The 22,733-nt window shown below is 71.1% G+C and carries 26 protein-coding genes and 1 pseudogene; 9 read left to right on the top strand and 18 right to left on the bottom strand.

The genetic code is table 11. From position 1 onward, the window contains the following. Positions 1 to 62 precede the first annotated feature (62 nt). Both ACFVYK_RS34555 and ACFVYK_RS34560 read left to right on the top strand, forming a co-directional pair. Positions 63 to 245: a DUF6257 family protein gene (locus ACFVYK_RS34555; RefSeq protein ID WP_389780690.1), complete on the top strand. Its 183-nt coding sequence runs from the start codon at positions 63 to 65 to the stop codon at positions 243 to 245. 93 nt (positions 246 to 338) lie between these two features. Next, positions 339 to 2,534 carry an FtsK/SpoIIIE domain-containing protein gene (locus ACFVYK_RS34560; protein ID WP_389780691.1) on the top strand — a complete coding sequence of 732 codons (2,196 nt, stop codon included), beginning with the start codon at positions 339 to 341 and terminating at the stop codon, positions 2,532 to 2,534. Positions 2,535 to 2,662: 128 nt separating this feature from the next. Here the strand turns inward: ACFVYK_RS34560 and ACFVYK_RS34565 are convergent, their stop codons facing one another. Next, the gene (locus ACFVYK_RS34565) at positions 2,663 to 3,916 is read right to left on the bottom strand and encodes a helix-turn-helix domain-containing protein (RefSeq protein WP_389780692.1); all 1,254 of its coding nucleotides are present in this window, start codon (positions 3,914 to 3,916) and stop codon (positions 2,663 to 2,665) included. A 150-nt stretch (positions 3,917 to 4,066) separates the two neighbouring features. Between ACFVYK_RS34565 and ACFVYK_RS34570 the strand changes: the two genes are divergently transcribed. After that, complete coding sequence (locus tag ACFVYK_RS34570; protein WP_389780693.1) at positions 4,067 to 4,255, top strand: hypothetical protein; 189 nt, start codon at positions 4,067 to 4,069, stop codon at positions 4,253 to 4,255. After that, a complete protein-coding gene (locus ACFVYK_RS34575; protein WP_389780694.1) occupies positions 4,252 to 4,581 on the top strand; it encodes a hypothetical protein in 330 nt (109 codons plus the stop codon). The genes ACFVYK_RS34570 and ACFVYK_RS34575 overlap by 4 nt, the downstream gene beginning before the upstream one ends. 12 nt (positions 4,582 to 4,593) lie before the next feature. Here the strand turns inward: ACFVYK_RS34575 and ACFVYK_RS34580 are convergent, their stop codons facing one another. The 10 genes from ACFVYK_RS34580 to ACFVYK_RS34625 all read right to left on the bottom strand — a co-directional run bounded on the left by ACFVYK_RS34580 (position 4,594) and on the right by ACFVYK_RS34625 (position 10,888). Next, positions 4,594 to 4,887 (bottom strand): hypothetical protein, encoded by a 294-nt coding sequence (locus ACFVYK_RS34580; protein WP_389780695.1) that lies wholly within the window; start codon positions 4,885 to 4,887, stop codon positions 4,594 to 4,596. A 38-nt stretch (positions 4,888 to 4,925) separates the two neighbouring features. Further along, the gene (locus ACFVYK_RS34585) at positions 4,926 to 5,312 is read right to left on the bottom strand and encodes a hypothetical protein (protein ID WP_389780696.1); all 387 of its coding nucleotides are present in this window, start codon (positions 5,310 to 5,312) and stop codon (positions 4,926 to 4,928) included. Positions 5,313 to 5,557: 245 nt separating this feature from the next. Further along, entirely contained in the window at positions 5,558 to 6,385 is an 828-nt protein-coding gene (locus ACFVYK_RS34590; protein WP_389780697.1) for a hypothetical protein, read from the bottom strand. Then, complete coding sequence (locus ACFVYK_RS34595; protein WP_389780698.1) at positions 6,382 to 6,966, bottom strand: hypothetical protein; 585 nt, start codon at positions 6,964 to 6,966, stop codon at positions 6,382 to 6,384. Before ACFVYK_RS34595 ends, ACFVYK_RS34590 begins: the two co-directional genes overlap by 4 nt. Beyond that, positions 6,963 to 7,271 carry a hypothetical protein gene (locus tag ACFVYK_RS34600; RefSeq protein WP_389780699.1) on the bottom strand — a complete coding sequence of 103 codons (309 nt, stop codon included), beginning with the start codon at positions 7,269 to 7,271 and terminating at the stop codon, positions 6,963 to 6,965. The genes ACFVYK_RS34595 and ACFVYK_RS34600 overlap by 4 nt, the downstream gene beginning before the upstream one ends. A 7-nt stretch (positions 7,272 to 7,278) precedes the next feature. Further along, positions 7,279 to 8,085: a hypothetical protein gene (locus tag ACFVYK_RS34605; protein WP_389780700.1), complete on the bottom strand. Its 807-nt coding sequence runs from the start codon at positions 8,083 to 8,085 to the stop codon at positions 7,279 to 7,281. A 322-nt stretch (positions 8,086 to 8,407) separates the two neighbouring features. Further along, on the bottom strand, positions 8,408 to 9,892 hold the full coding sequence (locus tag ACFVYK_RS34610) for a phage/plasmid primase, P4 family (protein WP_389780701.1): 1,485 nt from the start codon (positions 9,890 to 9,892) through the stop codon (positions 8,408 to 8,410). After that, positions 9,889 to 10,359 (bottom strand): hypothetical protein, encoded by a 471-nt coding sequence (locus ACFVYK_RS34615; protein WP_389780702.1) that lies wholly within the window; start codon positions 10,357 to 10,359, stop codon positions 9,889 to 9,891. The genes ACFVYK_RS34610 and ACFVYK_RS34615 overlap by 4 nt, the downstream gene beginning before the upstream one ends. 86 nt (positions 10,360 to 10,445) lie before the next feature. Further along, complete coding sequence (locus ACFVYK_RS34620; RefSeq protein WP_389780703.1) at positions 10,446 to 10,682, bottom strand: helix-turn-helix transcriptional regulator; 237 nt, start codon at positions 10,680 to 10,682, stop codon at positions 10,446 to 10,448. Next, a complete protein-coding gene (locus ACFVYK_RS34625; RefSeq protein WP_389780704.1) occupies positions 10,679 to 10,888 on the bottom strand; it encodes a DNA-binding protein in 210 nt (69 codons plus the stop codon). The genes ACFVYK_RS34620 and ACFVYK_RS34625 overlap by 4 nt, the downstream gene beginning before the upstream one ends. 130 nt (positions 10,889 to 11,018) lie before the next feature. Here ACFVYK_RS34625 and ACFVYK_RS34630 point away from each other — a divergent pair, with 130 nt between their 5' ends. Both ACFVYK_RS34630 and xerC read left to right on the top strand, forming a co-directional pair. Then, positions 11,019 to 11,579, top strand: coding sequence for a helix-turn-helix domain-containing protein (locus ACFVYK_RS34630; RefSeq protein WP_389780705.1), 561 nt, complete (start codon positions 11,019 to 11,021; stop codon positions 11,577 to 11,579). Continuing rightward, positions 11,572 to 12,759: a tyrosine recombinase XerC gene (xerC, locus tag ACFVYK_RS34635; protein ID WP_389780706.1), complete on the top strand. Its 1,188-nt coding sequence runs from the start codon at positions 11,572 to 11,574 to the stop codon at positions 12,757 to 12,759. Before ACFVYK_RS34630 ends, xerC begins: the two co-directional genes overlap by 8 nt. Positions 12,760 to 13,066: 307 nt before the next feature. On the opposite strand, the gene ACFVYK_RS34640 is transcribed toward xerC, so the two are convergent. The 6 genes from ACFVYK_RS34640 to ACFVYK_RS34665 all read right to left on the bottom strand — a co-directional run bounded on the left by ACFVYK_RS34640 (position 13,067) and on the right by ACFVYK_RS34665 (position 20,426). Next, entirely contained in the window at positions 13,067 to 13,849 is a 783-nt protein-coding gene (locus ACFVYK_RS34640; protein WP_389780707.1) for an SGNH/GDSL hydrolase family protein, read from the bottom strand. 107 nt (positions 13,850 to 13,956) lie between these two features. Continuing rightward, positions 13,957 to 14,970 carry a hemolysin family protein gene (locus ACFVYK_RS34645; protein WP_389780708.1) on the bottom strand — a complete coding sequence of 338 codons (1,014 nt, stop codon included), beginning with the start codon at positions 14,968 to 14,970 and terminating at the stop codon, positions 13,957 to 13,959. Beyond that, entirely contained in the window at positions 14,967 to 16,301 is a 1,335-nt protein-coding gene (locus ACFVYK_RS34650; RefSeq protein WP_389780709.1) for a hemolysin family protein, read from the bottom strand. Before ACFVYK_RS34650 ends, ACFVYK_RS34645 begins: the two co-directional genes overlap by 4 nt. Positions 16,302 to 16,497: 196 nt before the next feature. Further along, the gene (locus ACFVYK_RS34655; RefSeq protein WP_389780710.1) at positions 16,498 to 16,923 is read right to left on the bottom strand and encodes a GNAT family N-acetyltransferase; all 426 of its coding nucleotides are present in this window, start codon (positions 16,921 to 16,923) and stop codon (positions 16,498 to 16,500) included. 82 nt (positions 16,924 to 17,005) lie between these two features. After that, the gene (locus ACFVYK_RS34660; RefSeq protein ID WP_389780711.1) at positions 17,006 to 19,573 is read right to left on the bottom strand and encodes an ABC transporter permease; all 2,568 of its coding nucleotides are present in this window, start codon (positions 19,571 to 19,573) and stop codon (positions 17,006 to 17,008) included. Between the two features lie 4 nt (positions 19,574 to 19,577). After that, positions 19,578 to 20,426 carry an ABC transporter ATP-binding protein gene (locus ACFVYK_RS34665; RefSeq protein WP_389780712.1) on the bottom strand — a complete coding sequence of 283 codons (849 nt, stop codon included), beginning with the start codon at positions 20,424 to 20,426 and terminating at the stop codon, positions 19,578 to 19,580. Positions 20,427 to 20,573: 147 nt separating this feature from the next. Between ACFVYK_RS34665 and ACFVYK_RS34670 the strand changes: the two genes are divergently transcribed. Together ACFVYK_RS34670 and ACFVYK_RS34675 are read left to right on the top strand one after the other, a co-directional pair. Beyond that, positions 20,574 to 20,831: a toxin-antitoxin system HicB family antitoxin gene (locus tag ACFVYK_RS34670; protein ID WP_389780713.1), complete on the top strand. Its 258-nt coding sequence runs from the start codon at positions 20,574 to 20,576 to the stop codon at positions 20,829 to 20,831. A 4-nt stretch (positions 20,832 to 20,835) separates the two neighbouring features. Continuing rightward, a complete protein-coding gene (locus tag ACFVYK_RS34675) occupies positions 20,836 to 21,210 on the top strand; it encodes a fic family toxin-antitoxin system, toxin component (protein ID WP_389780714.1) in 375 nt (124 codons plus the stop codon). 147 nt (positions 21,211 to 21,357) lie between these two features. Here the strand turns inward: ACFVYK_RS34675 and ACFVYK_RS34680 are convergent, their stop codons facing one another. Beyond that, positions 21,358 to 22,044: an esterase/lipase family protein gene (locus ACFVYK_RS34680; RefSeq protein WP_389780715.1), complete on the bottom strand. Its 687-nt coding sequence runs from the start codon at positions 22,042 to 22,044 to the stop codon at positions 21,358 to 21,360. A 118-nt stretch (positions 22,045 to 22,162) separates the two neighbouring features. Here ACFVYK_RS34680 and ACFVYK_RS34685 point away from each other — a divergent pair. Further along, a pseudogene (locus tag ACFVYK_RS34685) lies at positions 22,163 to 22,733 on the top strand (LuxR family transcriptional regulator); the annotation flags it as partial.

A 22,733-nucleotide genomic window follows, 5' to 3' on the forward strand; every position in this document is an offset into this window, starting at 1 on the left:
GAAGCCCGCCACATCCGCGAGCACTACAAGCCCGGCTTCCGCCACTGACCCGAGAGGACCCCATGGACGATCTGACGTTCTCCGACTTCACCACGGGCGAGAAGGTGCGGATCGCCGCCCTGACGGCCCGGATGGCAAAGCGCGGCCTGGCCGACGACGGCAGCGACCGCGTCGACACCAGCGACCTCAAGCGCCGCATCGAGCGCATCGAGAAGCAGGCGCTGCGCCGCAAGCAGAAGCAGTAGCGACACCCCGGGGCGGCCGTCCTTCCGCCAAGTCGTCCGGCCGCCCCGGGCCCGGCCCCGAAACGAAATGCGTAACGAAACCAGGAGACCAGCATGACCGACACGCTGCCGCGGCCCGTCAACGGGCACGCCAAGCCGAACATCTCCCTGATCAAGTTCGAGCCCGAGCCGCCGGCCGCCGTCGAAGAGGCCCCGGTCGTCGAGGCCGTCGACCGGGAGGACAACCCGCTCGCCGACTGGCTCACCGTGCCGGACGCGCCGATCCTGCCCGTGTGGGCCCGCTCGACGGCGTCCATCAAGGCCAACACCGCGGCGTTCTGCCGGCTGTCGTGGTGGCACTCCCGCTACCACCTGCTGCGCGTCCCGAAGTACGCGTTCCGCCTCGCCTACCTGGCCACCAAGGGGGCCTGGCGGGGGCTGCGCGGATTGTGGCCGACCCTGTCTGCGCACGACCAGTCCGCCGCCGTGAAAGCCCTGCGCGCCATGGTCAAGGCCAAGCCCGAGGACGTCGAGGCGGCCGCCCGATACGCGCTGGTCCACCGGCACCGCACCGTCAGCCGCCGCTGGCGCTTCGGTACGGCCGCCGTCGCCGCCGTCTCTGCCGTGGTCGGCTTCGAACTGGCCGGCCCCCTGCTGCAGGCGGGCATGGCGGCCGCCGTCACGATGCCGCTCGCCTACCTCGGCCGCGGCGACGACGTGCAGCTGCTCGACAACCCGACGCCGCCCCTGCGCGTCGACATGTCCGCGCAGCAGCTCAACGACGCCCTGCGGGCCGCGGGCCTGCTCAAGCAGGGCAAGGGCGACGACGACGGGCCAAAGGTGACGTGCGTGATGGGACCCGTCCGCGACGGGCGTGGCTGGGCCGTGATCTTCGACCTGCCCAAGGGAGGCGGGAAGACCGCCGCCGACGTCCTCGCCAAGCGCACGGCGATCGCCGCCGAGCTCGGCGTCGACGAGATCCAGGTCATCGCCTCCCGGGTGCGCGCGGCGGCCGGCGGGAACGCGGGCCGGGTGTCGATGTGGGTCGCCGACGACGACCCCTACCTCGGCACGCCGAACCCGTCGCCGCTGGTCAAGATGGAGACGTTCTCCGTGTGGGACCCGATCCCGTTCGGGGGAGACGCCCGCGGGACCCGCATCAGCGTGCCCGTCATGTGGCAGTCGCTGTTCTTCGGCGGCCTGCCTCGGCGCGGCAAGACGTTCACGCAGCGCCTGATGACCGCGGCCGGCCTGCTCGACGCCTACGTGCGGCACTACGTCGCCGACGGCAAGGGCGGCGCCGACTGGATGCCGATGAAGGCCGTCGCCCACCGGCTCATCATGGGAGCCGAGGACGACGCCGTCGAAGCCCTCAAGGCCATGCTGAAAGAACTGCTGGCGGAGATGGAGCGCCGGTTCGTGCTGCTGCGCGGCCTGCCCGTCTCCGTGTGCCCGGAGGGCAAGCTGACCCCGGCGATCGTCGAGCGGTACAACCTGCCCGTCATCTTCGTCACCATCGACGAGCTGCAGGAGTACTTCACCGCGATGGACAAGGACGACCGCGACCAGGTCATCAACGACCTGTGCCGCATCGCACGGCGCGGGCCGGCCGCCGGGTTCGTCTCCAACTTCGCCAGCCAGCGCCCCGACGCCGAGTCGGTGCCGACGAAGCTGCGGGAGATCATCACCCTTCGGTACTGCACACAGGTCGTCGACCAGACCAGCTCTGACATGGTGCTCGGCAAGGGCAAGGCCGCCCAGGGAGCCGACGCCTCCGTCCTGTCCGAGGACCACCGCGGCACGGGCGTCCTGGTCACCGGCCCGGCCTCGTTCGTGACCGTGCGGGCCGACTTCCTCGACGGGCCCGGCTTCGCCGAGCTGTGCCAGCGCGGCCGCGCCCTGCGGCAGAAGGCAGGCCAGCTCACCGGCGACGCCGTCGGCGACGTCAGCGCGGCAGCCGACGAGGCCGGCGTCACCATCGCCCCCGTCCTGTCCGACTGCCTCGACGTCATGCGGCACACAGACCGCATGCACACCGTCGACCTCCTCGACCGGCTCGTCAACGTCGACGAGGACCGCTACGGCGACCTCGACGCCGAGCGCCTGGCCGCCGAGCTGGAGGCCGCGGGCGTCGACCGCACCACCAAGCAGGTGAAGGTCAACGGGAAGAACCTCGCCGGGTACCGCAGGGCCGACCTCGAGGCCGCCGTGCCCGCCGAACTCCTCCTCGCCGCACGCCGGGTAGAGGCCAACCCCTCTACGCACCCCGCTACGAACGGCCCCGACGAGCCGAACGCTGAGGGCGCCTGATGTAGAGGGGGCCCGCTACCCCGGTAGTGACCTTGGTAGCGGGCCCCGACCTGCGAAGTAGTGCCCGTAGAGGGGACCTCGAAGGCCTGTATCCGGGCCTTCGGGGTCCCCTTTTTTGCGTCCCTCCCTCAGCCTCGCGCGAGCAGCAAATGGCCGTGCTCGGCGAGCACCCGGCGCACCTCGGGCACGTCGGCGAACGGCTGCAGCCGCTGCAGGACGATCCGGGTGCGTTCCGCGGTCCGGTCGGACGACAGGTCCCCCGACAGGTCGATGATCCGCTTGGCTTCGGCTGCGGCCTGCTCCGGTTCGTTCGCGTCCGCCAGCGCCACGGCGAGCCACGAGCGGTACAGCGCCAGCTCGCGGGCATGCGTGGCGTCGTAGCGGTCAAGGACGCGCGACAGCAGCGGCACGGCGCGCAGCGGGCGGCGCAGCTCCGTGAACACGCGGGCGTCCATCACTTCCAGCTCATCCCGCGACACCCAGTAGGCCCACTGAGGCGGCTGCTCGGCCGCCTCGGCGGACAAGGCGTCATGCGCCTCGCCCAGCGCCCGCATGGCCGGCTGAGCGTCCCCAGCACGCGTATGCGCCCACGCAACCCGGTCGAAGAACAAAGCCCGTTCGGCAGGACCGGCTGCGTCACCGGCCTCCCGCACCGCAGCCTCCGCCAGGTCGACGCCCTCGCGCTCCCGCCCGTTGTTCGACCACTGATAGGCCAGCGAGCCAGCCAGATTCGCGGCCAGCGGGCCGTCACCTGCTTGCCGTGCCGCATCCAGCCCGAGCCGGTAGGCACGCTCGGCGTCCTCGAGGCGGCCCGCGTCCGAAGCGACCCACCCCGCGATCTGCCCCAGCTCGCCGATCTGCACCAACAGGGCCCGGCCGGTCCCATCCGAGAACGAGGCCTCCCGATACAGAGCGAGCGCCGACCGCAACTCACGAAACGCGGGACGGATGAGATCCCCTCCCGACAGGACGTCGTCCGCCAGGCGCAGGGCATGCACGCGGCCCGCCAGCCCGGTCACGGCCCCCTCGTCGATGCGGCGCCAGGTCGACGCCTGCAGCTGGCGCAGCGGATCACCCTCGGGCAGCAGCGCGGACAGTGAAGCGGCCGCCCCAGGAAGCCGCGCCCACTCCTCGCCGCGGGCGTAGGACGCCGCCTGCTCCAACTCCAGCAGCGGCACCCCGAACGCCTGCGCCAGGCACGGCAACCACGCCTCAGGCACGCGGGCGCCGCGCTCCCACCGGGACACCTCGTTGCGGGTCACCGACGCCGTACCTGACAACGCGCACAGCAGGCCGGCCAGCTGCCGCTGCGACTTCCCCGCGGCCCGGCGCAGGCCCGCCAGATACACGCCGAACTGACGCCTACGTTCCTCGCTGCTCACCTGGCCCCCTCCCGCGCACAGTCTGGCCCCCTCCTGGCCCCCCGCGGGGCTCCTTCCCGTGCAGATCACCCGCGATTGCATGGCAGAGATGACAGCGCCCCGGCGGCCGCGCGAACGGCCCCGGGGCTGGCCGACTGCACAGGAGTCGACATGCCAGACGCTAGCCGGGCCACGCCCGCGCCGACCATCCCCCAGACTGCCGGTATCGCCTGGTGCGCCTGGCACGAGGCCTACAGCAACACGGCCCGCCCGGTCCGCGACACCAGCGGCGCCCGACTGTTCGCCTGCTCCTCCTGCCGCCAGGCCTACGACCTCGCCCCGATCGCGGACCGGCCGTGAACGACGGGTTCGTCAGCGCTGCCGAGATGCTGGCCGTGCCTCGGGCTGCCGACCTCGACGGCGAGCAGGTCGACGGCAAGCGCTGCGTGTGGTGCAGTGGCGCCGCCTCCATGCAGCTTGGTCCGCGGCTCAGCGTCATCGGCGGGACGCTGCAGCGGTGGGAGCCGCGTGGCTGCCGACCCTGCGCCAGGCGGGAGGCCGGACGGGTCTACGGCATCCACATCACGACGTGCGCACGCTGCTCGCACCGGGACTACTGCCCCGACAGCCAGGCCTTGCAGGCGCTCGCACGCCCCGTCTCAGGCGTCGTGCGGCGCGGGCCTTGAAGGGTCTCCGGATCAGCGGGATTTGATGGGGCGTGCGGAGTGCTGGGCGGGGGCCCGGTTGAGGGTGGGAGGGTTACCCGCCGGCCCCCGCTCGGGGACCGGGACCGTGTTGGCGCTGCCCCTCTGCTCAGGTCTGGGGACTTTGATCTTGTTCTGGGGGCCCTCGCCGTACAACCAGCTACGGCGGGCCTCCTGCCATGCCGTGCGGGCCAGGTAGCGCTGGAAGTCGCCGCCCGGCTCGTAGTCGGCATCCCAGGCAAGGTCGCGCCAGTCCTCGAACCGGAACGCCACCAGCTGGACAGGCATCCCTGCGGGCGGCCCCAGGGCGCGGCGGCGCGGCCGGCTCACGCCGTACCGTGCCAGCGCGTCAGAGCAGCCCGGCGGCCTTGGTCCTGCCGGGCCATCGCGTCACGCTCCTCTGCGCCCTCGTCGCGCAGCTTCAGCGAGCCGAGCAGGCGGGCCACCAGGCCGCGGTGCTGCCGCAGTTCCTGCACCAGCGGGTTGGCGACGTCCTGGCCCATCGAACCCTTCACCACCAGCGGCGCCGTCTGCAGCTCCACGTGCATCCGCTCGATGAGGTCAACCTCCCTGCAGGCGTCCTCGAGCACGCGGAGCTCGTCGGACCGCAGTTCCTGGTCCTCAACGATGTCCCGCCACAGTTGCGCGGCCTGCCGGCCGAGGCCCTCGGGCGGCTCCGGAGCCGGATAGAAGTCCCCTTCCAGCAGTTCCATGGTCGATTCCTTCCGGTTGAAAAACACAGCGCGGTGAGCACGCAGAAAGTCAGGTGCTATACGGCCCCGATCCCCGTGGTGGCCAGGAGGGGGGTATCCCCCCAGGGTCCCGGCCGGAATGGGGGGCCGGCCGGGACCGGGTTCGGCGCTGGAGTGCGGGAGAGAAGCCGTAGAGACCGCTGCTCCATGGGTCCGATGCTCGTCATGCCCGTCGAGATCGGTGCCTTTGACGCCGAGTCCATGGGTTACGCGCTCTCCGCGAGGTACTGCTGTACCGCTGCCTGGCCGCCGTTGAGGGTGAGGGCGGACCGGCGTGCGTGCCCGGCGTCCCTCCACCGCTCGACCTGGACGGACCGCTGCCTGACCTCGCCGGGTGTGGCCAGCGACAGTTGCAGCTCGCCCTGCCTGACGAGGTACACCCACCGTGCGACGGGTTGCTGCCTGAGCTCGCGCCACGTGCTGATGGTCGGGTGGAGCTGCTGCCAGTCGTCATCCATGACGCGCTGGGTGGTGGGCTCGGGCAGCGAGGCGACGGCGAACAGTGCGTTGTCGCGGCCTCCGTCGCCGCCTGCGACCTTGACCATGTCGGCTCGGTCGGAGACGAGCTGCTCCAGCTGGACGACTGCGCCCTCGGCCTTGGTGTACGCGGCCGTGTGGGCGGGGTTGTTCCAGTTCAGGCGCTGCGGGTCGATCTGGTCGAGGTCGGCGGGCAGCTTGGCCGCGGCCTTCTGCACGACGCCGATGAGGTTGCCGAACTCCTTCTGCAGGCCGGCGATCCAGTCGGGTACGGCGGCGCGGACGGCGTCGACGTAGGCTGCGTCGGCTTCGTCGCTGAAGCGGTCGGCGGCGCGGCGGGCGAGGTCGACGAGCTGGAGCTCGGCGGCGTGGTCGCGGATGACCTGCTCGACGTCGGCCGCGGTCGCGGGCAGGGCCGGCCGCTCGGGGTCGGGCTGCTGCACGGTGCGGGCGACGGCGGCGCGCACAGCGGCGGCCTCGCGCACCTGGTCGGGTACGCGGAGCTTGCGGCGCTCGGCCGCGGTGACAGCCCGGACGGCGTCGTGGACGGTGTTCATGCGGCGTCCCCTTCGTCAAGGTTCTGCTGGGCGAGCCGGTCGATCTCGTGCGGGGCGGCGTCGCTGAGGGTGCGGGGGGTGCCCGCCAGGAACTGGCCGGTGTGCTGGAACTTCCACTTCCAGTCGTCGGGGTCGGGCAGGCTGCTGTACTCCTCGGCGGCCTGCTGGAAGCCGGGCCGGTCGCTGGCGTAGCTGCCGAGGACGTCGTTCCACCCGGACCGGGCGGCGCGGGTGGCGATGGCCTGCGCCATCAGGTCATCGCCTTCCATCTGCGCGGTGGCGAGCATCTCGCCGGCCGCGCGCGGGTCGTCGAGCTTGGCGGCCCGGTCGTTGGCGTCGCGGCGGGCGATGACGGTCTGCGCGTCGGCGGTGCCCTGGTGGCCGAACATGCGGCGCTGCAGCTGGGAGCGGCGGGTGTTGATGCTGTCGACTTCGGACTGCCGCAGCCGCTCGAGGGCGCTCTGCGCGGTGGTGTACGCCTTGGCGGCCATGACCTTCTTGGCATGGTCGCTGTAGGTGCGGCTGGCCTCGATGCGGGCGAGCTGGCGGTTGTAGTTGTCGAGGATCTGCTCGCGGTTCATGAGAGGTTCCCTTCAGTGGCTTGGGTGGGTCGGTTGTCGCACTGGCGGAGGTGGGTGTTGCCGCAGCGGGGGTTCCTGCGGCAGACGACATCTCCGCAGCCCAGCGGGCAACGCAGGTAGCTGCCGCGGCGCTGCAGCTTGGCGCACGTCGCGCAGTACAGGCGGCGCAGCTTGGTGGCCTTGCGTGCTTCGAGGCCGCGGTCGCGCGCGGCGCCCAGCTCGTCACGCTGCTCTCGCCGCTGCTGCGTCTTTGCCTTGGCCGCAGCTATCCGGGCCTCTATCTGCTGCTCGACGTGGCTGGTCATGGGTACCTCACACCGCGATGAAGAGTTGAGGAAGTTGGGCGAGAGTGGCGCGTACCTCGCGCTGGCGCCTCCTGCGGGCCGCTTCTAGTTCGCAGGCCTCTTGGTAGTCGGCGAACACCTCGTCGTTCGTGCGTCCCCAGGTGGCCACCTGTGCGGCCAACTCGGCGTGCGCGGCCGAGGCGGCAGAGTTGGCCGCGTCCAGGCGCTCCTGGCGGCGCTGACGCTCCCGATCACGCCACTCTGGATCCGCACCGAGGGCGTAACTGCTGAACTCCTGGAGGTACTCGGCGGCGCGGGTCAGTTCGTGGTGGGCGTTCGTTGCCTCGACCGCCAGCCGGTGCGCGCTGCCCCAGGCCAGGAAGTCGTAAGGCGTCCTGTAGGTGACCTCGTTGCTGTACTTGAAGTTGCTGGTCCGCTCGAGCTGGAGGGGGCGGTCGGGGCGCCGACCCTCAAGCCACTGGAGGACGAAGCTGGTGACGAGACGGTCCACCGTGGAGGAGATGAAGGGGAGCGACCGCCCCCTGGTGACGCCAGGAGCGAAGTCGGGCTTCTGACTGACCTTGGCGCGCCGCAGCTGGTCGCCGTGCTGCCAGACGATGTGCCAGTGCGGTTGGTCATCGGCGCACTTGTCGGGGTGGTAGTTGACGTAGCCCCAGGGGACGCCGTTCAGGGTTCCCTCATTGCTGATGAGGGTTTCCTCCTGCAGCTGCCGGAAGACGGACAGCGTGACCTGCTTGCCGCCGATGGTGAGGGCCTTCACCTCGACCGCGGCGGTCGTGATCGTGGCGTTCTGGGTGGTGAGCTGCTTGGTCAACGGAACTCCTGGTCTGTGGCAGCTGTCCAAGAGGGCAGCAACGGGAGGAGGTAGGGGGTCGGGCCGGTTCGAAGGCTTTCCGAAGGCTTCGAAGGGATGGTCTGGCGATCCCTTCGGGGGTCTGACCTGGGGTTTCGAAGGCTTCGAAGGGATCGAAGGGATTCGAGGGGGGTCGAGCGCCTATAGGCCATACGGGAAACACTGCTTTCCTCATATGCGCGGAACCTCTTACACATCCCTTCGATCCCTTCGAAGTGCAGGTCAGACCCTTCGGAGAAGCCTTCGCGACCCCTTCGGAGAACCCTTCGGATCCCTTCGGAGGTCAGAAGTGGGACGCCAGCTGGAGGCCATAGATCACCGACCTTCGGTTCGTGGGGTGGTTGCCTCGCTGATAGCCCTTCTCTTGCAGGGCTTCGCCGAAGGCTCGGATGCTCATCTCCCGGATGGAGCCGGCCTGGCACCACTGCTTGTAGCTGGCGAAGAGCACACCCGTCTCGGTGTACGCGGTCGATTCGGCTGGCCTGGTGTAGTCGTCGCGCCACATGAGTAGCGGATCGGACTTGGCCAGGTGCTCCTTCGTCTTCTCCTGTACGGCGGCCGGGACGGCGAGGCCGTTCTCCTGCCACTTGAGGCAGCCCTGGATGGCCCAGTTGAGGACGCCGGATGCTTCGGCGGCGAGGATCTTCTCGTCGTACTTCTTGATGCGCTTCTCGGGCGGGACGATGACGTCCCAGCCGATGTCCTGCAGCCTTCGGGCGATGCCGTGGCCGCCGCCGACGGTGGGCAGGTAGTTGGTGACGAGGTGGATCTTTCCGACGGGCCGGAAGTCGAAGAACTCCTTGTTCAGGAAGCGCGCGCTGACGGTGTCCTCGCCGGTCAGCTGCTTGACCAGCTCGTCGTCGAGCTTCTTGCCGGCCGATGTCTCGGTGGTCGACAGCAGCCGCTTGCCCATCATTCGGGCGACGTCGTTGGGGATGCCTTCGTTCTGCTTGGCCATGAGGGTCGACCGCGGCACGGACTGGGCGTAGTCGCCGAGGATGGCGGTGACGACGCGCATGAACACGCCTTTGCCGTTCTGGCCGTCGCCGTGATGGATGAACATCACCTGCTCCTCGGTGGAGCCGCTCAGCGTGTAGCCGACGACCCGGGCCAGGTATTCGCGCCGCTCCTCGTCCGGCATGACGGAGGCGAGGAACTCCTCCCACATGGGGGCCTTGGCGTCCGGGTCGAAGGGGATGGGCGACTGCTGCATGAGGAACAGGCCGGGGTCGTGGTCCATCCGCTGTCCGGTACGGAGGTCGATGACGCCGTTGCCGACGTTGAGCAGCATCTCGGAGCGGTCGAAGTCGCTCATGAAGCAGTGCAGCGACGGGTGGCCCTGGGCGATCTCACGCATGGCGGCGAGCTTGGGCCGCATCCGCTGCGACGCTGCCCACTGCAGGAACTTCTCCCGAGGGGAGGGCAGGGCCTCCCCTTTCGGCCCGCGGCCGGGGACGCCGCTGTATGCCTGCGCTTCCGTTCCGGGCAGCGTGTCGATGGTGCGGATGACGCGCTGCCAGACCCGGGTGGCGCCGCCCTTGAAGCTCCAGCGGCCGTCCTCGTAGGTGACCCACTGCTCTGCGTCGACGGTGTAGCGGATCTCTGCGCCGTAGTGATCGACGAGCCGTTCGGCGTTGCCGATGTCGTCGAGGCTCCGCCGCGGCCAGCGCAAGCTGCGTTCCTGCTGCTCGTCCGGTTCGTCGGGCGGCAGGTCCGGCAGATCGTCGGGTGGCGGTTCAGCGACGGGGCTGATGGCGGGCTCGGTCACGCCGCCTCCTGGTGGCTGTCTCGGTGCGTGAGGTACCGGTCGGGCTTGCCCGGTACGCGAATGGGCGGCCAGCCGGGCGTGGCGCGCAGCTGGTGGGGCGGCTTCGGTTTGGCGAGCTCGTCGAGCTGGGCGCGGGTGCGCGTTTCGGTGAGGTTGGGCCGCCGGCCGAGGTTCTTGAGCCAGGCGATCAGCTCGTCCTCGTCGCCGTACTTGCGCCACATCTCGGCGGCTTCAAGGGCACCGGCGAGCCGCCGGGGGTCGTCGGGGCCGAGGGCGATCCAGGCCTGGGACCCGTACCGCGGGAAGTCGCGGACGCTCCATGCCGCCTTAGCGTTCGCCCACAGTTCGGCGATTTCGTCGGGGTCGACGTCGGCCGGCTCGGGGGTTTCGTCCGTGGCGCGGACGGATCCCGGGGCCGTGCAGTCGAACGGCTCGCACCGGTGGGCAGCGTCGCGTCGACGGCGCACCTGTGCAATGCTGGCAGCAGCTTCGCCGCCCGCGAGGTTCTTCTGAAACGCCCCGGATTGCGGCCGGGGCGTTTCTGCGTTCATGGTCATGCGGCGGCGCCTCCGGTCTCCTGCACCGGCTCGCCGGACAGCAGTCGGACGAGGTCGGCCGTGATGACGACGTGCCGTGTGCCGACGTTGATGGTTTTGACGGGGCTGTCGCCGCGCTTGACCCGCTCGTACAAGTGGCTCCGGCTGCATCCGATGGCGCGGGCGGCATCGGACACGCTCACGGTCGCGGGCCACTTCCGAACCTCTGCGAGGGTCGGCTGAGACTTGGTCACGCGGCCCTCCCTGGGGTCACCGTGCACTCGGCCAGAAAGTCCTCGATGGCACTGCGTCGATAGAAGACGCGGCCTGCTCGACCCTTGCCGGTCTTGAGGTACGCGGGGCCTTCCCCCCGCCACCTGCGTTCCGCGAGGGCAGAGGTGGTGCCGAGCACGGGGTACTCGCGTGCGACCTGTTTGGGCGACAAGAACTCTTCCTTCACGGGTCGATACTCCTTCCTGCATCAATCGTTGCCAACGTGCAGCAAACGTTCCTAGAATGCACCTATGGAGACTCTAGCACCGGAGACCGGATGCACAACAAGGTCAGCGCTGATGCTTAACCTGCTCCCTATGGCAGAGCAGCAGCGCGGACGACGCGCCATCGAGGTAGGACCCACAGGACAGATCGTCGCGGCGAACATCGCCCGCCTGCGTGAACGTCGAGGGCTCACTACTCGCCAGCTCTCCGGCGCGGTGGAGCGCGCCGGCCGCAGCATCCCCGCATCGGGTATCACCCGCATGGAGAAGGGCGAGCGGGTGGTCACGGCCGACGAACTCGCCGCACTCGCGGTCGCCTTCGGCGTGAGTCCATCCGCGCTGCTACTGCCGCTCACCGATAAGAGCACCGACCCCGTCGAGGTGACAGGCGGTGGCGCCGTGTCGGCCGCCGACGCCTGGGCGTGGGCGAACGGCGAGCGTCCCCTCCGCTTCACGGAAGGGAGCGAGCGCAGGGAGATGGTCGAGCATCAGCTGTACGGCCGGCCGCAGTGGCTGTACGAGCGCAGCCCGGAGCGGCTGAAGGCCAAGCGGGAGTTCTTCGAGCAGCTGGCCGACTGGGGCGCCGTGGACCTTGACGTCGTCAAGCGCACCGACCCGGCGCCGTGGGAGCCCAGCGGGCGCGACGATGGCTGAGCCGAAGCGGATCGCTCTCTCGGGCGGGAAGTTTCGGTACCGCCTGATGGTCGACGCCGGCCGCGACGAGAACGGCAAGCGGATCCAGGTGACGGTCACCAGGGATACCGCGAGGGAGTGCCGCGAGGAGCGCGACCGCATCCTGCACCAGCGGGCCGCGGGAACCCTGATCGTCCCGAACAAGATCACGGTGGGGGAGTGGCTTGATCAGTGGCTGGAGTACAAGCGGCGGGACGTCGAGGAGACGACGATCCGCACCTATCGCCTCGCCCTGGTGCACGTCTACGACCAGCTCGGGCACATCCGACTGCAAGAGCTCACCGAGGACCATGTCCGCGACTTCGTGGATGACCTGGTTGCCCGCGGGCGCCGCATGGGAGGCGAGCGGGGTACCCGGCTGATGATCTCGACGGTTGAGGGCATCCTGACCAGGCTCCGTAGTGCCCTGGGCAGGGCCGTCGTCCGGAAGCTGGTAAGTGTCAACGTGGCCGCGGAGGTGCGGCCGTCGCTCGTCGACAAGAAGACCGACAAGCGGGAGCGCGAGCGGCCTAAGCCGTGGACGGTCGCCGAGGTGCAGACGTTCATCCGCGGCATCACGGAAGACCGGCTGTTCGCCCCGCTGCTGCTGTCGCTGATGGGGCTGCGGCCGGCCGAGGTCTGCGGCCAGCGATGGATGGACGTCGACTTGCAGCTCGGCACTCTGGACATCGCCAACACCCGCACGATGATCGGCAACGTGACGGTGCTGGAGAAGGACACCAAGACTGCATCCGGCGAGCGGATTCTGCCGCTGCCTCAGGGGCCGTGGGAGGCTCTCAGACGGTTCCGTGCCCAGCAGGCCGCGGAGAGGCTCGCCGCGGGGGAGGCGTACACCGACACGGGGTACGTCGTCGTCGACGAGCTGGGCATGCCGCTGAACACGCGGCAGCTGCGTGAGTACGCCTACCGGCTGATGCGGCGCTTGGGTCTGCGCCAGGTGCGCCTGTACGACGCCCGGCACGCGGTACTGAAGGCGCTGGCGCTGAGCGGGGTCCCGGACGTCGTCCTCGCGGCGTGGGCCGGCCACACGAACGCGGCCTTCACGAAGCGTAAGTACGTCTCCATCGAAGCCGAGGACATGAGGGGCGCAGCCGAGGCCCTCGACGTGTTCCACGGGATCGGGCAAACGGCCCTCACGTGAGAGATTGTGAGAGATGATCGAGGAGAGATCATCTCTCACAATCTCTGACCAGCGAGTATGCCGGAAGCCGTAGAACAGTGGACGGATTCTACTGGCGATTCGTGCAGGCCAGTGCCCGGGTCCGGTTCGGCGGAACCTACGAGAGGCGGGTCACTCCGGTCTCGCCCGAGGGGCGGTGGCGGTTGCGCGCGTCCCGACCGGCGCACGGACGGCCTCACCGGCGCCCCGGCCGCCCGCGCCGAGGACGGGCACAAGCGGGGCCGGCGTCCTCTCGCGAGCCGAGCCGCCGTCCGGGCCCCGGCGTACGTCAGACCGTCGGACCCGCGTAGGGCAGCAGGTCGGGCCGCTTCGGCGGCAGGCCGTCCCCGGAGGAGCGGCCGGTCAGGCGGCGGCCGATCCACGGCAGCAGGTGCTGCCGGGCGAACCGCGCGTCGGCGACGCGCCGGGCGGCCCAGCCCGGGGGCAGCGTCGCCGGCATCGGCGTGTGCCACGCCGCGTCCTCGGCATCGTGCCCGAGCGCCTGCCAGACGGCCTCGGCGACCCTGCGGTGGCCCTCCGCCGTCAGGTGCAGCCGGTCGACGTCCCACATGCGGGGGTCGCTCAGCGACGGAGCGCCGTACAGGTCGACGACGAGCGCGCCGTGCCGCGCCGCCAGGTCCTCCACGCACACGAAGAGTTCCTCCATGCGCGGCCGGAACCGCTCCAGGACGGGACCCTGCCGGCCCGGACTGCGCATGAGCACCAATTGCTTGCAGGACGGCGCCAGCCGCTCCACGGCCTCCGTGAGCAGACCCTTGACCCGGCCCATGTCGCACTTGGGCCGCAGCGTGTCGTTGAGGCCGCCGACCAGGGTGATGACGTCCGCGCCCATCGCGGCCGCCACCGGCACCTGCTCCTCGACGATCTGGCCGATCAGTTTCCCGCGCACCGCCAGGTTGGCGTACCGGAAGCCGGGGGAGCGGGCGGCCATCCGCCCGGCGAGGAGGTCCGCCCAGCCCCGGTAGGTGCCGTCGGGCAGCAGGTCGGACATGCCCTCGGTGAAGGAGTCGCCGACGGCGACCAGGCTGGTGTGAGTGGGGTTCGTCTGCATGGCGACACAGATGGTAGCCCGAGTCGCATACCCGTCGGTCGGTCGCCTCCGTCGGCCGCCGTGCGGTCAGCTCGGCCGGGTGGGCGTTCCCGGCCGTGCCCACCGGTTCACGCGCGTTGTCCGAACAGCTCCCGGAGCACGTCCTCCATGGTCACGAGGCCGGCCAGCCGCCCGTCGGAGCCGAGGACGGCGGCCAGATGCGTGCGGCTGCCCCGCATGGCGGTCAGGACGTCGTCCAGCGGCGTCGTCTCCCTGACCCGCGCGATGGCCCGCATGTCCCGCAAGCGGAAGGGCCTCTCCCGCGGCGAGGCGTCCAGCGCGTCCTTGACGTGCAGGTAGCCGACGATCCGCCGGCCCTCGTCCACCACCGGGAACCGGGAGAACCCGGACTCGGCCGCCAGCGTCTCCAGCCCCTCCGGAGTGACGCCCACGCGCGCGTGGACGACCCGTTCCAGCGGCAGGACGACGTCCCGCACCGCGCGGCGGCCCAGCTCCAGGGCGTCGTGCAGCCGTTCCTGGGCGCGGTCGTCGATGAGTCCGGCCTCGCCCGCGTCCCTGACGATCTGCGCCAGCTCCGCGTCCGAGAAGGTCGCCGCGACCTCGTCCCTCGTCTCGACCCGCAACAGCTTCAGCAGGCCGTTCGCGAAGGCGTTGATCGCGAAGATCACCGGTCGCAACCCCCGGGCCAGGGCGACCAGCGGCGGGCCCAGCAGCAGCGCGCTGCGCACCGGCTCGGCGAGCGTGACGTTCTTCGGGACCATCTCGCCGAGCAGCATGTGCAGATAGGTGGCGAGCACGAGCGCGATCACGAAGGACACCGCGTGGCCGGCGCTCTCGGACACCCCCACCGCGTGGAACACCGGCTCCAGCAGATGCGCGATGGCGGGTTCGGCCACCACGCCGAGGAGCAGCGTGCACAGGGTGATGCCGAGCTGGGCGGCCGCCAGCAGCGCCGACACGTGCTGCAGTCCCCACAGCACGCTCCTGGCGCGCCGGTCGCCCTGCTCGGCGTACGGCTCGATCTGGGAGCGGCGCACGGAGATCAGCGCGAACTCCGCGCCGACGAAGAACGCGTTGACGACGAGGGTCGCCAGGGCGATGAGCAACTGGACGGCGATCACGTGTCCGCCCCTTCCACGGGGGTGTCGGCGAGCGGTGCGTGCAGCAGCACCCGGGCGGCCCGGCGGCCGGAGGCGTCCACGACGTCCATGCGCCAGCCGGCGACCTCCAGGGTGTCGCCGACGGCCGGTATCCGGCCGAGTTCGTTGGCGACCAGCCCGGCCAGCGTCTCGTAGGGGCCCTCCGGGGCCTGCAGGCCGACGCGGGCGAGCTGGTCGGTGCGGGCGGAGCCGTCGGCCGAGTACAGGGCGCGGCCGTCGTCGTCCGCGCCCGCGGGGGCGAGGTCGGGCGTCTCGTGCGGGTCGTGCTCGTCGCGGACCTCGCCGACGACCTCCTCGACGATGTCCTCCAGCGTGGCCACGCCCGCCGTGCCGCCGTACTCGTCGATGACCACGGCCATCGTCCGCTTGCCGGACAGCCGGTCCAGCAGCCGGTCCACGGTGAGCGACTCGGGCACGAGGAGGGGCTCGCGCATGATCTCCGACACCGGCACGCGCGGGCGTCGCCCGGCCGGGACCGCCAGCGCGTCCTTGATGTGAGCGGTGCCGACCACCGCGTCGAGGCCGCCGCGGTACACCGGGAAGCGCGACAGCCCGGTGGCCCGGGTGGCGTTGGCGACGTCCTCGCAGGTCGCCGCCGCTTCGAGGGCGATGACCTGGACGCGCGGGGTCATGACGTTCTCCGCGGTCAGATCGGCCAGGTTCAGGGTGCGCACGAAGAGCTCGGCGGTATCCGCCTCCAGGGCGCCCTCCTTGGCGGAGTGCCGGGCCAGGGCGGCGAGCTCCTGCGGGCTGCGGGCGGCGGCGAGTTCCTCGGTGGGCTCCAGGCCGAAGAGGCGCACGATCCGGTTCGCGGTGTTGTTGAGATGGCTGATGAACGGCCGGAAGGCGGCGCTGAACCAGCGCTGGGCGTTGCCCACCCGTTTGGCGACCGCCAGCGGGGAGGAGATCGCCCAGTTCTTCGGGACGAGTTCGCCGACCACCATCAGGAACACGGTCGACAGGGCCGTGCCCAGCACCAGCGCGACCGAACTCGCGGCGGTGCTCGACAGACCGAGCGACTCCAGGGGCCCGGAGATCAGCTTGGCGATCGACGGCTCGGACAGCATGCCGACCACCAGGTTGGTGACCGTGATGCCGAGCTGCGCCCCCGAGAGCTGGAAGGTGAGGTTCCGCACTGCTTTGAGCGCTCCGGCCGCGCCGCGCTCGCCGCGCTTCGCCGCTCGTTCGAGTTCGCCGCGCTCGACCGTGGTCAGCGAGAACTCGGCGGCGACGAAGGCGCCGCACGCGAGCGACAGCAGGATCGCCACCAGGAGCAGCAGCACTTCGGTCATCGGGTCACCTCCGTCCCAGGATCGGACAGGGCGGACGGCGACGCGCGATGTGGCGCAGGGGGACGCTTACGGGTACGGGGAGGCTCGCCCATGGGCGGACGCTCACACCTTTCTTGACGTCGTGGGGGACCGCGTGGTGATCCACACAGTCCCCCCAGGGTAAAGGATCGGCAAAGGGGACCGCGCGGGCCCCGTTTCAGTCCGTGAGCGGCTTCACCCAGCGCCGCCACTTCTCCTCGGGCGCGTACCCCGCCGCGCGCCAGGCATGATGCGCCGTCTCGTTGCGGGTGAGCACCATCGCGTCCCCGCGGCGGCCGCCGAGCCGCGCGAACCGCTCCTCCGCGGCCGCCAGCAGCGCCGACCCGACGCCCCGGCGGCGACGTTCCGGACGGACCGCCAGCCGGTACAGGTGGCACCGCCACCCGTCGAATCCGGCGATCACCGTCCCGACCAGCTCACCGTCCTGCTCGGCCAGGATCAAGGCGTCCGGGTCGCGGGCGACCAGCCGCTCCACCCCGCTTCGGTCGTCGCTGATGCTCGTGCCCTCGGCAGCCGTCCTCCAGAAGGCCAGCACGGCGTCCAGGTCCTCGGGCGTCGCGGCCCGTATACGCAGATCAGACATGCGGGGATCCCATCACGGGCGAGGCGTCCGAACGCGGTATTCCACCATCCGGACGCCTCGGCCACCGCCACCGCCGACGTTCTCAGTCGTGCGCGATCGCGGCCAGCACGTTCAGCCGGGAGGCGCGCAGAGCGGGCAGCAGCGCCGCGACGACGCCGACGACCGCCGAGCCCACCACGACCGCCACGATCGTCCCCCACGGGACGGCGAAGGCCTTCATGCCCTGCAGTTCCAGCACCTGCTGGATGCACACGCCCCACACCAGGCCGAGCGCCAGCCCCAGCACCGCGCCGAACACCGCGATCACCACCGACTCCAGCCGGATCATCCGGCGCAGCTGCCGTCGGGCCAGCCCGATGGCGCGCAGCAGCCCGATCTCCCTGGTCCGCTCCACCACCGACAGGGCCAGCGTGTTGACGACGCCGAGCACCGCGATGACGATCGCCAGCCCGAGCAGCGCGTACACGAGGTAGAGCAGCACGGCGATCTGGTCGTGCACCAGCTTCTTGTAGTCGGCCTGGTCACGGACCTGCACCTGCGGATACGCGTCCAGGGTCCGCTCCAGCCGCGGGCGCAGCTGGTCGGCCGTGGCGCCGGACCGCGCGTTGACGTAGAGGGCCGAGTCCTGACCGCCGGGCACGTACTTCTCGACGGTGGCGATGCCGAAGAACATCCCGCCCCGGGATCCGAACCCGTCGGCGCCGTCCTGGTCGGTGAGGGCGCCCACCTTCAGCGACGCCGTCCGGTCGCCGGGGAACTCCACCGGGAGCACGCTGCCGAGCCGCACCCCGTGGTCCTCGGCGAAGCCCACGTCCATGCCGATCGCGCCGTCGGCCAGCGCGGCCGCGGTGTCGCCCTCGGCGTAGGCGACGTGGGCGACGTCGTCGACCCGGTCGTCGTAGCCCGCGGCGGTCGTCTCGACGCGCTTGCCGTCGGGCAGCCGCACGGCGATCGGCGCGAACCGCTGCCGGACCACCAGGCCGACGCCCCCGGTGCCGCGCACCGCGTCGGTGACCTCGGTGGAGAACGGGGTGAAGTTGGCGTTCTGCACGACGAAGTCGGCGCCCAGCGTCCTGTCGATCTGCTGGTCGAAGGACTTGGACATGGAGGCGCTCGCCACCGACATGCCGCCCACCAGGGCGAGGCCCACCATGAGCGCGGCCGCCGTGGCGCCCGTACGCCGCGGGTTGCGCAGGGCGTTGCGCTGGCTCATCCGGCCGACGGAGCCGAACAGGGCGGGGAAGGCGCCGCCCAGGACCCTGATCACCGGCCGGACCAGGAGCGGTCCCGCGATGACCGTGGCGATCAGGGTGAGGACCACGCCGAGGCCCAGCAGGGACGCCGCCGACGCCGTCTTCGAGGAGGTCGCGCAGCCGACGAGCGCGGCCGCGCCGAGCGCCCCGACGACCGCGCCCACCACGGCGCGCACCTTGAGCGGCCGTCCGACGCCGGCGACGTCCGCGTCCGCGAGGGCCGCCATCGGCGACACGGTCGCCGCGCGGCGGGCCGGGAGGTAGGCCGCCACGAAGGTGACGCCGACGCCGACGACGTAGGACGACACCGGGGTGGGCCAGCCGACGACCATCTCCGTGGCCTTGAGGTTCATGCCGAAGGCGCTCATGAGCTTGATCAGCCCGGCCGCGAGACCGATGCCGGCGGCGAGCCCCAGCGTGGAGCCGACCAGGCCCAGCAGCACGGCCTCGGTGAGCACCGAGCGGCGCACCTGGCGCCGGTCGGCGCCCAGGGCGCGCAGCAGGCCCAGCTCGCGGGTGCGCTGGGCGATCAGCATCGAGAACGTGTTGACGATCAGGAAGACCCCGACGAGGACGGCGATCCCGGCGAAGCCGAGCATCACGTACTTGATGACGTCGAGGAACCCGCCCAGGGCTTCCGCGGACGACTTCGCCTGCTCGTCGGCCGTCTTCACCTCGTAGGGCCCCGCGCCGACCGCGGCGGCGACGCGCTTCTTGAGCACGGCGTCGCTCACTCCCTGCGCCGCGTCGACGGAGATGCTGGTGGCCTTGTCCGCCGTGCCCAGCAGCTTCGCGGCGGCCGTACCGGGGTCGAGGTAGACCAGGGCCGCACCCGGGTTGGTGGTGGTGAAGGTGGCGATGCCGACGACCTGGACCTTGAACGAGCCCGGTTGGGCCATCACGGTGAGCGTGTCGCCGATGCGCACGTGCTTCTTGTCGGCGGTGTCGGCGTCCAGCATGGCCTGGTCCGCGCCCCGCGGGGCGTGACCGGAGGTCAGTTCCACCGGGCTGCGGTGGGTGACGTACCAGTCCGTGGCGATGGTGGGCGCGCCCGTGGTCGGCCCCACGGACTCGTTCTCGGCGTCGACGACCGTGATGTTCTGGACGCTCACGTCGGCATGGGCGGAGGCGACGCCGTTCACGCCGGCCAGCCGCCGGGCGAGCGAGGCGGGCACGGTCTGCACCGCGCCGGTCGGCACCGACGAGCTGAGGTCCTTCTTCGGCTGCACGGTGACGTCCGCCGACGTGGACGCGAAGAGCCGGTCGAAGGTGCGCGTCACCGTGTCGGAGAAGATCAGACTGCCCGCGACGAACGCCACCGACAGGACGACGGCGAGCGCGGACAGCAGCAGCCGTCCCTTGTGCGCGAGGAAACTTCGGAGGGTCGCCTTCAGCACCGGATCACTTCTCCCCGGAGCCCGAGCCGGCTCCGACGGCTCCGGCTCCGCTGTCTCCGCCGTCGCCGTCGAACTGGGCGCGGATCACGTCGAACCGCTTCATCCGCTCCAGCACCGCCTCGGCCGTGGGCCGCGGCGTCTCGTCCACGATCCGTCCGTCGGCCAGGAAGAGGACCAGATCGGAGTGGGCCGCGGCGCCCGGGTCGTGGGTGACCATGACGACGGTCTGGCCCAGGGCGTCGACGGCCTCGCGCAGGAACGCGAGGACCTCCAGCCCGGCGCGCGAGTCCAGGTTGCCGGTCGGCTCGTCGGCGAAGATCAGCTCGGGCCGGGAGGCGAGCGCACGGGCGCAGGCCACGCGCTGCTGCTGACCGCCGGACAGCTGCGAGGGCCGGTGCTTCAGCCGGTCCCGCAGGCCGAGGGTGTCGATGACCTGGTCCAGCCACTCCCGGTCGGGCTTCTGGCCCGCGATGTCCATCGGCAGGGTGATGTTCTCCGCCGCGTTCAGCGTCGGGATCAGGTTGAACGACTGGAACATGAACCCGATCCGGTCCCGTCGCAGCCGGGTCAGCTCCCGGTCCTTCAGGCCCGTGATCTCGGTGTCGCCGAGCCACACCTGTCCGGCCGAGACGGTGTCGAGGCCCGCCAGGCAGTGCATCAGCGTGGACTTCCCGGACCCGGACGGCCCCATGACGGCGGTGAAGCGACCGCGCGCGATGTCCACGTCCACGGCGTCCAGTGCCAGCACCGTGGTCTCGCCGGAGCCGTACGCCTTGGTCAGACCTCGGGCGCGGGCCGCGATCCCGCCGGCCGCGGCCAGGCCGGGGACGTGCTCCGCAGCAGGTGTGGACAAGGCTGCCTCCTCGCTCGGTGGACGTGCCGACTACGAACCGATGACTCTGCCTGGCCGAGCGTAGTGTGACCCGGCGCACAGCCGGTATCCCTTTTCGGGAGTCGGCCGCCCTTGCCGCTGCTAGCACCATGGCGCTAGCTTCGAGGTATGGCGAAGACCCAGCTGAACGTACGCGTCGACGAGGGCACGGCCCAGGTCGCCCGCGAGCGCGCCACGGCTCGCGGCATGAGCGTCAATCGCTACATAGAAGAGCTGGTCAGACAGGACGCCGGGGAGATCGGTCACACGTTCGTCGAGGCCGCCAGCGACTTCATGAAGCAGTACGAGGCCCTCTTCGCCGAGGAGTTCGGCGCGGAACGCGAGGGCGGGACCCGTGAGGCCGGCCCGCGCGAAGGTCGCCGCTGATCCCTTGAGCGATCTCCGTATCGACCTCGCCTGGCTCCTCATGCTCGCCGAACAGAACACCCCGGGGGACCCCCAGGTCACCGACTGGGGTGCGCTGGTCGCGGCCGTGGCGCGCCATCAGGCCGAGATATTCGACGTCCCCGTCTACGACGATCCGCAGTCGCGCGCCGCCGCACTGCTGCAGCTCCTCATCCACGTACCGGCGTTGGAGCGCTCCAACGCCCTGTTCGCGTGCGCCGTCGCCTACGCCTACCTCGTCGCCAGCGGGCTGAAGATCGCCACCTCGCCCGAACAGGTCCGCGATCTCGCCCGCCTGGTCAAGAACGGGGAGGCGTCGCTGTCCGAGATCGCGAGCGAGCTGCGCCGGTGGAGCCTGTAGCGCCCCCGCGCGGGCCTCGCCCGGGCCCCGGGGCCTCGGCGCGCGGGGCGGCCTCCGGGGCGGGCGGCGAAGGGCCTGACGACGTTCGCCCGTACGGGCCCGGCGCATCCCCATGAGAGCGGCCGGGCCGGTCCGGCTCGCACCGGCTCACCGGATGAAGTCGCGCACCTTTTCGTATACGCCGTGGTCGTTGTTCATGTCGTCGTGCGAGATGCAGCCGACGCCGACGTTGGTCGCGCCGCTCAGCAGCGCCGAGGAATCCGGATCGATGGCCGCGTCGCAGTTCGACCAGTACGCCGCGTAGTTCACACTGCCCGGCGTCTCGTCGCCGGAGTTGAGCGAGGCGAGGAAGGAGCTGCCGGTCACCATCTCCGCGCAGGAGGTGTACAGCCAGCTGCACAACGAGGCCACCGAGGTCCCGTGGTTGGTGCCCGCGACGGAGACGAAGTCGTCCACGGACGCCGTCCCGCCCAGGTTCTTGAGGTAGTAGCGGGAGCTCAGCGCCCCCATCGAGTGGACGACGACGTCGACCTTGCTCGCGCCGGTCCTCGCCAGCACCTTCTTGATCTCGGTGTCGAGCCGGGCGGCGGTGGTGGCGTTGGACTGGGTCCAGGTGTACGTCCACGCGTCCAGCTCGGCGGCCGTGTAGCCGTCGGCCTCGAAGTCGGCGACCCAGTCGTTCCAGCTGCCGGAGTCGCTGTTGAGACCGTGGACGAAGACGATCGGGTCATGGGTCGCCGCGTGGGCCGTCGGGGCGGTGAACGACAGTGACAGAAGGAGCGAAGAGGCCGCGGCCGTGAGGACCGCGGCGATGCGACGCTTGTGGCGCTGCATGATGCCTCCTGAAACGGGTGGGGTTGCCAGGAGTGTCCGCCGGGGTCTACGCGCGCCGCATCGGTGAAGTCGCCGGTCTTTACGGTTCAAGTAACCCACCAGTAACGTCAGTTGGGTGGTGACCCCGGTGAACCCCCCACCCCTCGGCGGCACTTCGTCACCGGCGCTCGCGGGCGCCGGTCCGCGCCCGGTCGCCGCGCTGCCCGAAGGCGTCCGCGTGCGCGTGCTGCGTCTGGTGCACGGCGATCCGCGGGCCGCCGTCGAGGCCGCGGGCCGGATGACCGAGCGGCAGGCGGCCGGCCTCGACCCGCTGCCGGCCGGAGCGGCCGACCTCGCCCCCCGGAGGCTGTCCGCCCACCGCCGCGAGGTGCGGGCGCTGCCCGACGACACCCGACTGGTCCTGCTGCTCGCCGCGGCCGACCAGTACCCGGTGGCCACCCACGCCTTCCTGCGGGCCGTGGCCGCCGTGCGCCTCGACACCCGGTCGCTGGAGGCCGCCGAGGCGGCGGGCATCGCCCACGGCACGGCCGGCGGGGTGGGCTTCCGCGACGCCTGGACCCGGATCGCCGCCTACGAGACGGCCGCCCCGGCCGACCGGCGCGACGCCCACCGGCTGCTCGCCCGCGTCCTGCACGGGCCGGCGGAGAGCCCTCGGCGGGCCTGGCACCGGGGCGCCGGCGCGCTCGGCC

The sequence above is a fragment of the Streptomyces sp. NPDC058291 genome (assembly GCF_042880855.1).
Lineage (GTDB): Bacteria > Actinomycetota > Actinomycetes > Streptomycetales > Streptomycetaceae > Streptomyces.

Coding starts and splice junctions, on each gene's coding strand:
- ACFVYK_RS34670 (WP_389780713.1), top strand. CDS start 20,574: ATGGCGAAGACCCAGCTGAACGTACGCGTCGACGAGGGCACGGCCCAG.
- ACFVYK_RS34640 (WP_389780707.1), bottom strand. CDS start 13,849: ATGCAGACGAACCCCACTCACACCAGCCTGGTCGCCGTCGGCGACTCC.
- ACFVYK_RS34680 (WP_389780715.1), bottom strand. CDS start 22,044: ATGCAGCGCCACAAGCGTCGCATCGCCGCGGTCCTCACGGCCGCGGCC.
- ACFVYK_RS34655 (WP_389780710.1), bottom strand. CDS start 16,923: ATGTCTGATCTGCGTATACGGGCCGCGACGCCCGAGGACCTGGACGCC.
- ACFVYK_RS34560 (WP_389780691.1), top strand. CDS start 339: ATGACCGACACGCTGCCGCGGCCCGTCAACGGGCACGCCAAGCCGAAC.
- ACFVYK_RS34600 (WP_389780699.1), bottom strand. CDS start 7,271: ATGACCAGCCACGTCGAGCAGCAGATAGAGGCCCGGATAGCTGCGGCC.
- ACFVYK_RS34555 (WP_389780690.1), top strand. CDS start 63: ATGGACGATCTGACGTTCTCCGACTTCACCACGGGCGAGAAGGTGCGG.
- ACFVYK_RS34595 (WP_389780698.1), bottom strand. CDS start 6,966: ATGAACCGCGAGCAGATCCTCGACAACTACAACCGCCAGCTCGCCCGC.
- ACFVYK_RS34580 (WP_389780695.1), bottom strand. CDS start 4,887: ATGCCTGTCCAGCTGGTGGCGTTCCGGTTCGAGGACTGGCGCGACCTT.
- ACFVYK_RS34585 (WP_389780696.1), bottom strand. CDS start 5,312: ATGGAACTGCTGGAAGGGGACTTCTATCCGGCTCCGGAGCCGCCCGAG.
- ACFVYK_RS34630 (WP_389780705.1), top strand. CDS start 11,019: ATGGCAGAGCAGCAGCGCGGACGACGCGCCATCGAGGTAGGACCCACA.
- ACFVYK_RS34650 (WP_389780709.1), bottom strand. CDS start 16,301: ATGACCGAAGTGCTGCTGCTCCTGGTGGCGATCCTGCTGTCGCTCGCG.
- ACFVYK_RS34590 (WP_389780697.1), bottom strand. CDS start 6,385: ATGAACACCGTCCACGACGCCGTCCGGGCTGTCACCGCGGCCGAGCGC.
- xerC (WP_389780706.1), top strand. CDS start 11,572: ATGGCTGAGCCGAAGCGGATCGCTCTCTCGGGCGGGAAGTTTCGGTAC.
- ACFVYK_RS34570 (WP_389780693.1), top strand. CDS start 4,067: ATGCCAGACGCTAGCCGGGCCACGCCCGCGCCGACCATCCCCCAGACT.